The following is an 8641-nucleotide window of genomic DNA, read 5'->3' on the forward strand; positions in this document are numbered from 1 at the left end:
ATCTGCGCGGGCCGGATCCGTTCGATGATCCCAAAAAGCGCCGATGGATTGAAGCCCTGCTTGCCGAGCGCCTCCAAAAAACCGGGTTCAACGCGGTGCTGACGCGCCAGCATCTCGACCTGCGGGCCCTCAAGTCCTGGTTCGCCGAAAAGGTCGGGCCCGACATCTTCGTTGGGCTCGAGGGCGTGGTGAATGTCTATGACGCCGCGACCGCCATTGGGACAGGGCGGTTCGAGCCCGCGGAGCTGAACAGCCTGACGCGGTCGATCTTCGAGGCGCTGGTGGAGGACCCGGACGCTTTTGGCCTCGGGGAGCGTATCAACGAATTCTATGCGTCGATTCAGCGCCAGCGGCCCATCGAAGCGCTCGGCCAAAAATGCGGAATGGACAGCCCCGACGCCATCGCCGTCGATCTGCGTGGCAACGTCATGACTTGTCAGAACACCGGGGCCAAGGGCGTCCACAGGATCGGCCACGTCGCCGAGTTTGACGCCATCGCGCTCGATACCGCGACGCATTTCGCCTTCCGGGACGAGTGCCTGTCATGCCCCGTCGTTCAGCTCTGCAAAGGGTCCTGCATGTTCCTCGAAGGGGAGTTCTTCAAGCAGAGCTGCGCCAACGAGTTTGCCTTTAATATGGGGATCATGATGGCGGCAGTCTGGCATTTGACGGGGATGGTGGTGCGGGAGGTCAAAAGACCAGATCGATAAAACCATGCATCGCGAGGAACGCGATAACAAACCAGACGCAGAACTGCAGCGCACCTTTCATACCATCTCCAGCGTTTGCCCCGCTTTGCGCCAACAGCCTTCAGCCCAACCCCTCACGGATTGATCGGGCTGAGATCAATTTCGCCGTCTTTGCTTCTGAAGGTCGCCGCGTCGGCATCCCAGGTTGCCACCACATAGCACGGATCTACGCCAGCCCCGCTGTTCCCGTCACTTGTGACACAACCGCTCCCATGGATGGGGATCAGAACAAATGATTTCTCCCCTTGCAGCACTGAGAACGGTCGAAATCCACTCCGGCGGAAAAAGGCGACCCCGTCCACGATCAGATGGAATCCGCAGCCGCCAGAGCCGCACCAGCCGTATCCGATATTGGTGCAGTGAAACTCGTTATAGAGAACCGTACCCGTGACACCATCCGGTGTCAGCGCAATGTCGTAAATGGCGTCCTCGGATAGGCTCAAGACGCCCTGCAGCGGCGCATCAAGATCGTCGTCAATCCCGCGGAAATTCGCCTGTTCAGCATCACACTGTTCCTGGAACTGCTCGATGATGAAGTCGACCACTGGGTCTGCTTGGACGGGCTGGACCATCATGGGGACGCAGAGCAAAGCGGGGTATGAGTGGCTGAGAAACCGGAGAGCCCACCTACGCATCGCGCACCCCCTGCACAAATCCGACCAGAAGATCCCGCACGAACAAGATCGGCAGGGCCAAGAGCCACAAAAGATAAATTGCAGCACGCGTCATAAAGGCCAGCAAGACCACGGCTGCGATGAACAACATGTAGATGACCTGCAGCTGAGCAGCCTTCTTGCCGCGCAGCTGTACGCCGGCAAACTTGACCGACGAGTACTGGGGCTTCAGGAAGTTGAAGGTCCCCGCCTTGTTCTTCACAGACGCACTGACACCCGTCTTCGACAAATTGAAGCCAAGCGGACCTGCCCGCCAACGACCGATCAGCTGAAACCTTCCGTTCTGCATTGCAACGCGTGTGCCGTTTGCAACCCGGGTGGACGCCCGCAGGCCATTCGACGAGTTGGCCGTCAAGTTTAGCGGGCCCACCTTCTCTTCAGCCCGAACCGCAACACCGCCCGTACGCGAAGCGCGCGTGTATTTACCTCGATGTTCGATCCAGACCTGCTTGCCGTCTTGGTCTTTTTTGCCAAAGCCAAACATCGCTCACCCCTGACCAATCAATCCAAGTCGACTGAAATCGTCTTGCCAGCAACGTAGACATCTAAATCGCGGCCCAACCCAAATCCGAAATTGAAGACCACCGTCATGCCATCGAGCGGATCAGCGTCCGGGCTGCGTGTAAAATAGTCTGCCACTACGCGCTCAATCTCTGCGTTGAGTTCTTCAAGCTTTTCCTCGGGTATCTTGAAGTCATCCTGCTTAAGCCCCATCACAATCCGCCTTTTCTTTAGCCATTCGACTATTTTTCCGAAAGCCCTCGAAGCTCCGACGCATTTGCGGACGCGAGGGCCTCACCTGCGGATTTGTCGCCCCAGTTGACCAACATCAGCACTGTCCAAGCCATATCTATCTGAGCGATTGCCTCATCTATTGCGCGGCTGAGTTGGGTTTTGAGCTTGCCGTTGATGTCGACATCGATGTCCCGCGTGTATCTGATCAGGTATTGTGGCGCTGGAAGAATATCGATTTCGTCAGGCGCACAGAACTGTTGTAGCCGCTGAATCGCCAAGCTCACTTCTGGTTCTCGGCTACTCATAACCTCGAACTCTTTGAGCATCACAAAGCCCCAAGCGGCGCCGTCGGTCGAGCAATAGATATCTGAAGTATAGTAGAATCGCCATCGGGGTGACGGAATTGCCAGAGCAAGCTGCAGAGGCGAAATTATATCGAAATCCCAACCTCGGGTTTCAGCCAAGCCGACCGCCTTCTCAATCATGCAGTCATCCTCCCCAGCCGATCAAGACCGCGAGAAAGCCCAGAAACGCGAGAGCCAGAAGCGTCGAAAGGTTTAGGAACAGGCGGCTGGTGAGGATGCGAAAGAGAAGGACAAGCAGCCCTATCGCAACCATGCCGGCGACGATGAGAAAAAGCAGACCTGCGGCAGTCTCCGACACCCGATCACCCCATCAATCCACGACGGGGTAGTATGGCGCACCCCAATCTTCGTCCGGGTTCGACATCATCGTGTCGACAAAGACGGGGAGAAGGCTCAGCAGGAGTTCCGCGCCATCACGCACCTGCTTTCGGTTCACCTGGCTGTTCCATGTCGCGCCACCATGTACGAGCTGGTTCCGCAGTACGTAGAGCCTGTCGAACAGGATGCTCAGAAGCTTAGCGGTTTCTTGCCCTTCAATCGCATATTGCGCGCCTTCTTGGCGTTCTCAAAACGTACCTGCCAGTTGTCATACTGAGCATCGCCATTGTGGAACTTCCAGAACGGGCTGAAGATGTACTTGTTGTCCAGCAGCTCGGCCACCACGCCTTCGAAGTGGTGCCAGATTTCATGGGCGATGCGGCTCCTTGGGTCGCATCGCACAAGCGCGTCGAAGAAGTTCTGGAAATCTGCCCGAGCGAATGACCCAGGGTCATCCCCCATGTCCTTCGCATAAGCGGCGTTGAAGGCAATCCAGCTGAAGATGAACGCGGCATCGGGATCGTCGTCGATCAATGCGGCAGCCCGGGCAATCCAGCTGATCGATCTGTGCGTGCGCAGGTTCAGCTCGGGGGAATTCTGCTCGCGCAGCTGACGGTGCTTGTCACGCAAGTAATCAAATTCGTTCGACACATCTGCCATCGTCCTCACGCTCCCAATCCACGCGCAATTGCATCGCCAAGCCGCGACGTGATCAGCCCCCCGACGGCACCGCCACCCGTATGAATGCCTCGATTTCTTCTAGCATGGCGGGATCCTGTGCTGATGCCGCCTTCATCTCCAAGAGCGCCTGGCGGGCCTTTCCTAGAGTCATCCACTCAACCTCGGTATCCGTCGACGCGTTCCAGCGATCGCGGCGCCACGCGATGTAGCGGCGACGGTCACTGTCTGATAACAGGTTGGGCGCGTAAAATGCGACCAGCCGGGAACCAAGCTGGCGCAACCGGGCATCCTCAAAGGTCGCAACCATTTCTTGCCGACGTGGCCAATCCGCCCCCTGGAACTCCTTCAGACGCGCCTTGTCGTTCCAGCCATAGAAGCCGTTGAAAATCTGCTGCTCGACATGCTGCGGCGCCGTGTCAGAGTCGGCCGGATAGCTGGCGGCCATCGCCGCGATCAGTCGCTGGCGCAACTCGGGGGCCTCTGCGAGTGCCAGGGCACGCCGCCGCTGTTCATCCGTCACGGTCGCGGGCGGCAAGAGCATCGGCACCTTGTTGATCGAGATCGAGCGCAGGGGACGCGGCTCTGCATCCATGGCAGCCATCAGATCTGCGTCAGACGCTGTGATCAACTCTGCCGGATCCATCGCATCGAGATCGAAAAGATAGGCCTGATTCTGGTTCTTTGCAGCATAGCCGCAGAGGCACACCATGATTGCCTTCGGAGGGCCGCCCCCAAACCGCCCAACCAGTTCGACAGGCTCGAACTGGTCCAGCTGCGCCTGAACGTGCGACTTATCACGGTTGGCCAGGAGTTGTTGCCAGAGGTCGGGCGCGCGTTCAGTGATCAGCCGCGCAAGGTGGATCGTCGCTTCGACGTCCCCCAAGGCATCATGGGCATTGTGCCCCTCAAAGCCATTTTCCGGGGCCAGCCGGTCGAGCTTAAAGCGGACACGGCCAGTTTCATCGACGGGCCATTTGAGCAGATCGGGACGACGCTGAAAGACAGCAAACACGGCGGTCATAATGTCAAAGCGCGTGTTGCCGTTGAATTGCGTGACGAAAATCTCGGGTTGGAGGTTCTGGTAGAACATCTGGCGCAGCATCTCCTCATCAAAGCGGATGCTGTTAAACCCAGTCCAGATCGCGGGCGACCAACGCGACACCAGCTCTGTCAGCGCTTGGGCAAACTCGAACAGGCTCGGCAGGTCAGGATCGACAAGCTGATGCGGTCGCACCCCAGTGACCGCCAAGGCCTGTGGCGACGGGATGACGTGAGGAGCAAGGCGGCAACGCAGGTTAACCCGCTCGATCTCCCTGAATTCGGCATCCGTGAGGATCGCCGCGAATTGCAGGGGATGGTCGAAAGCAGGCGACGTGCCGGTGGTCTCGAGATCGAAAAATGCAAAGTTCATAAGCTTGTATAGGCAGTTTTAGTGAACAGGTCACGCAGATATAGACCGCCGCCGCCACAGATACGCCCGATTCTGACGCATGCGCCCACTACATTCCATTTGTCACTATGGAGGTTGCATGACGCACAAATACGAGCAGCGATTCTTGATTGATCTGGCGTTCCGGATTGCCAACAGTTTTCCCGCCCGCAGTGCCGTGGCCCAGGAGCTTTCAAGCTGGGCCGAGGATCAAGATCTGGGGTTCGACTGGGATCCGGAGATCGACAATTTCAGGAAGAAAGGTGTCCCTGCTCCTGTGTGGGCCAACCTGCGGAAGCGGCTCGCGGAGCGCGTCGCATCGACTGCGCTGCCGAAGCCAGATGTCTTGGCGGAAAATGTCACCCTCCTGGCGGACCATGTCGGGCTGAACGCGGATGAGCGCGCCATCTTCGAGCTAGCGGTTCGCGCTGGGCGGTCTGGACCCGTGAAGTCTTTGTGCAATTCCCTGGTCGATGATGCACGGATCCCGGTGCAGGATGCGGTCACACAGCTTTCCGGGCTGCCCGCCGCCAGCGTGCGGCGCGCCCTTGCGCCGACTGGGCGCTTGGTGGTCTCTGGCCTTGTACAGTTCGACAAGCCGCCCTTGAGTGGCCTCGGTCTCTTCCCCTCCGACCGGCTTCTTGCGGCGCTGGATCCACCCTCCCGCAGCCTTGCTGACATTCTGGGCAAGCTTTTTGCACGTGTCGGGGCCGCGTCCGTCGATTGGGAAGATTTCGAGCATCTTGGCGCTGGGCGTGACTTCACGTTCCGACTGTTGCGCGGTGCGCTTGAACGGCGCGAAAAGGGCGTGAACATTCTGCTGCACGGTGCGCCGGGCACCGGAAAGACCGAGTTCTGCAAGGCGCTTGCGGAGCGCCTCGGCGCTGGCCTCCATGCTGTCGGCGAGACCGATGACGATGGTGACGAGCCATCCCGGTTCGAACGCCTCCAGCAGCTGCGCCTCGGCCAGCAACTGCTCAGTGACCAAGGCAACAGCCTGATCCTCTTCGACGAAATGGAGGACCTGTTTCCCGGGCTCGACAGTGGAGTTTTTGGCCTGTCTCTGCGCCGCTCCGGCTCGAAGGTCCACATCAACCGGCTTTTGGAAAATAACCCCGTCCCGACATTGTGGACGACCAACGATATCAGTGACTGCGATCCCGCATTCTTGCGGCGAATTTCCTTCACGCTTGAGCTGAGGACGCCGCCAGTTTCTGTGCGCAGCCGCATCTGGGAGAAGCTCGCCGAACACCACCGCATTCCAATGCCCAAAGACCTCTGCCTTGAACTTGCCCACAGCATGGACGATGCGCCCGCACTTGCCGACAGCGCGCTTCGCGCGGCGCGGATCACGCGCGGCGGTGCCGAAGACGTGAAGTTTGCGGCCGCGGCGATTTCCCGTGCGGTGCGCGGCGGGCACACCCCGCTTTCGGCCCCCAGCAGCGTCAGGTTCGAACCTGAATTGGCCAATGCCGACCATGACCTTGCACTGATCACGGAGCGGTTCGTCGCCTGCGGTCCCGCGAATACCGGTGGGCTTTGCCTCAGCGGTCCTCCTGGTACCGGCAAGAGTGCCTTTGCGCGCTATCTCGCGGAGCGCATGCAGATGCCGGTCCTTGAGCGGCGTGCCTCCGATCTTCTCGATCGCTATGTTGGCGGCAGCGAGCGCAACATCGCAGATGCGTTTTCCGAAGCGCGCGACACCAGCGCATTTCTTGTGTTCGACGAGGCGGATTCGCTCCTCGGCGCACGCGGCGGTGCAACCCATCGCTGGGAGATTTCTCAGGTAAATGAAATGCTCACCTGGATGGAAAACCACCCCCTGCCCTTCGCCTGCACCACCAATCTGGTCGATCAACTGGATCCTGCCACCACCCGGCGCTTCAGCCTCAAGATCGAATTCCTGCCGCTCAGCGCCGAGCAGCGTGAGGCCTGCTTTCGCCGCTTCTTCAAAACCGATCCTCCCTCGGAGCTTTGGGCACTCGACCAACTGACTCCCGGGGATTTTGCGGTCGTTGCCAAGCGATCGAAGTTGCTGGGCATTGCTGAGCCCGAGGCGATCCTCACCGAACTGCGCCGCGAGCAATCCGCCAAACCCAACACGAGAAACCCAATCGGGTTTCGTGCAGCAAGCTGAGTGAGGGGCTTCATCAGATGCGCGGCAATCATGCATCCTCCCCGCCCCGCTTGAAGCCATGATGCGTTTCCGTCACTCTAATGGAAATGGAGGAGCACCAATGCGTTATGGCCGATTAGCAGATCTAGTGCGGCTGGCCATGCAGATGCAGGGCCGCGCCGATGGCCTGTCCCTCGACGACATCGGCGAGACCTTTGAGGTGTCGCGCAGGACAGCGGAACGGATGCGCGATGCCATCCGCGACGCATTTCCACAAACCGAGGAACTTGTGGAGCCTGGAGGGCGGAAGCGTTGGCGACTGCCACCAGGTGCCGCAGGCCGCCTTGCCGACCCGAACGTCGACGATATCGCAGCTCTTCATCGCGGCGCAGAACTCGCGCGCCAATCCGGGGACCTTGTCACTGCGGATCATTTAGATGCGCTCTCGGACCGTCTTCGCGCGCGCCTCTCTGCTCCAAAACGGGCGCGGTTAGAGCCAGACATTGCCGCGCTGCTGGAAGCGGATGGAGTCGCCTTGCGACCGGGTCCACGCGAGCGCATTCCGGACGAAACGCTGAATATGCTCCGCGAAGCGATCCTTGCTGGTGCCTGGATCACCGTCGATCATCGCGCGCGCGCGACTGGGCTTTTGAGCCGCAACGCGCGCCTCGGCCCGCTTGCGATGCTACTCGGTGAGGGGCGCCAGTATCTTGTTGCGTTCAGCGACTACGCGCAGGATGTGCGCCTCTTTGCCTTGGCAGGTTTTGAGCGGATCGAGCTGACGGCGGATATTTTTCAGCGGCCGACCGATTTCAACCTTGGCGCCTGGATGCAGCGATCCTTCGGGATCTGGCAGGAAGACGTCTACGATGTCGTTTGGCGCTTCACACCCGAAGCGGCGCCCGACGCGCGCCTCTATCTGTTCCATCCGACACAGGTCATGACCGACGAGCCTGACGGGAGTTTGACGGTGTCATTCCGCGCAGGGGGGCTGCGCGAAATGTGCTGGCACTTGTTCCGGTGGGGCAATCAAGTCGAGATTTTGTCGCCATCTGAATTGCGTTCCGCAATGGTCACCCAAGTAGATGAAGCGCGGCGGCGATACTTGTGACGAGTATTGGCGACAGCGAATTCATCAGAATTCAGTCCTTCCCGAGACAGCCCCTATCGGTGAATCTCTACATTTTCCAAGCTGAGATCACGCGAACCGGCAAAATGCGAGTAGGTCACAAGGGGGCCATCGGTCCCTGCTGAATAATCAAGGCACAGCGCGTTTGCGCTCTGAAGCTCAGGCTCACCTGACATCCAGTAATGCCCAAAGAACACGGGCTTGTCGTCGATTGGATAAGCTTCCCGCAACACGCTACCAGGCACGGAAGTATCTGGGAGCGCGTTAGAGCGTGTCGCGTTTAATCGGTTCTATATCCTGCCGTCTTGAAGAAGTTGTAGCATTCCTCGTCGGTGAAGAGGTTGCACACATGGCCGACGGCCTTCCAGAGTTCCTGGTAGGTTCGAGCCGCGGCTTTTCTGATCAGCGCCTTGAGCTTCGAGAAGGCCATTTCGATCGGGTTGAG

At 59.2% G+C, this 8641-nt stretch carries 11 protein-coding genes and 1 pseudogene; 3 read left to right on the forward strand and 9 right to left on the reverse strand.

Going from position 1 to position 8641, the window contains the following annotated elements:
• The coding region (locus JJ869_RS19975) for an SPASM domain-containing protein (protein ID WP_292269965.1) at positions 1 to 710 on the forward strand (710 nt) is incomplete at its 5' end.
• A gap of 113 nt (positions 711 to 823) precedes the next feature.
• On the opposite strand, the gene JJ869_RS19980 is transcribed toward JJ869_RS19975, so the two are convergent.
• The 8 genes from JJ869_RS19980 to JJ869_RS20015 all read right to left on the reverse strand — a co-directional run bounded on the left by JJ869_RS19980 (position 824) and on the right by JJ869_RS20015 (position 4933).
• Positions 824 to 1294 (reverse strand): hypothetical protein, encoded by a 471-nt coding sequence (locus JJ869_RS19980; RefSeq protein WP_292269968.1) that lies wholly within the window; start codon positions 1292 to 1294, stop codon positions 824 to 826.
• An 82-nt stretch (positions 1295 to 1376) separates the two neighbouring features.
• Positions 1377 to 1907: a hypothetical protein gene (locus tag JJ869_RS19985; RefSeq protein WP_292269971.1), complete on the reverse strand. Its 531-nt coding sequence runs from the start codon at positions 1905 to 1907 to the stop codon at positions 1377 to 1379.
• Between the two features lie 17 nt (positions 1908 to 1924).
• Positions 1925 to 2137 (reverse strand): hypothetical protein, encoded by a 213-nt coding sequence (locus JJ869_RS19990; protein ID WP_292269973.1) that lies wholly within the window; start codon positions 2135 to 2137, stop codon positions 1925 to 1927.
• Between the two features lie 29 nt (positions 2138 to 2166).
• The gene (locus JJ869_RS19995; protein WP_292269974.1) at positions 2167 to 2643 is read right to left on the reverse strand and encodes a hypothetical protein; all 477 of its coding nucleotides are present in this window, start codon (positions 2641 to 2643) and stop codon (positions 2167 to 2169) included.
• Between the two features lie 4 nt (positions 2644 to 2647).
• A complete protein-coding gene (locus JJ869_RS20000; protein WP_292269975.1) occupies positions 2648 to 2821 on the reverse strand; it encodes a hypothetical protein in 174 nt (57 codons plus the stop codon).
• 12 nt (positions 2822 to 2833) lie between these two features.
• Positions 2834 to 2959: a hypothetical protein gene (locus tag JJ869_RS20005; protein WP_292269977.1), complete on the reverse strand. Its 126-nt coding sequence runs from the start codon at positions 2957 to 2959 to the stop codon at positions 2834 to 2836.
• A 71-nt stretch (positions 2960 to 3030) separates the two neighbouring features.
• Complete coding sequence (locus tag JJ869_RS20010) at positions 3031 to 3510, reverse strand: hypothetical protein (protein ID WP_292269979.1); 480 nt, start codon at positions 3508 to 3510, stop codon at positions 3031 to 3033.
• 43 nt (positions 3511 to 3553) lie between these two features.
• Complete coding sequence (locus JJ869_RS20015) at positions 3554 to 4933, reverse strand: exonuclease domain-containing protein (RefSeq protein WP_292269982.1); 1380 nt, start codon at positions 4931 to 4933, stop codon at positions 3554 to 3556.
• 118 nt (positions 4934 to 5051) lie between these two features.
• Here JJ869_RS20015 and JJ869_RS20020 point away from each other — a divergent pair, with 118 nt between their 5' ends.
• Together JJ869_RS20020 and JJ869_RS20025 are read left to right on the forward strand one after the other, a co-directional pair.
• Complete coding sequence (locus tag JJ869_RS20020; RefSeq protein ID WP_292269985.1) at positions 5052 to 7088, forward strand: ATP-binding protein; 2037 nt, start codon at positions 5052 to 5054, stop codon at positions 7086 to 7088.
• A 100-nt stretch (positions 7089 to 7188) separates the two neighbouring features.
• Complete coding sequence (locus JJ869_RS20025) at positions 7189 to 8178, forward strand: WYL domain-containing protein (RefSeq protein WP_292269988.1); 990 nt, start codon at positions 7189 to 7191, stop codon at positions 8176 to 8178.
• A gap of 298 nt (positions 8179 to 8476) precedes the next feature.
• On the opposite strand, the pseudogene JJ869_RS20030 reads toward JJ869_RS20025, so the two are convergent.
• Positions 8477 to 8641 (reverse strand): annotated as a pseudogene (locus tag JJ869_RS20030) (IS630 family transposase); the annotation flags it as partial.

Origin of the sequence: Marivita sp., from assembly GCF_017643905.1 — a bacterium.
GTDB lineage: Bacteria > Pseudomonadota > Alphaproteobacteria > Rhodobacterales > Rhodobacteraceae > Marivita.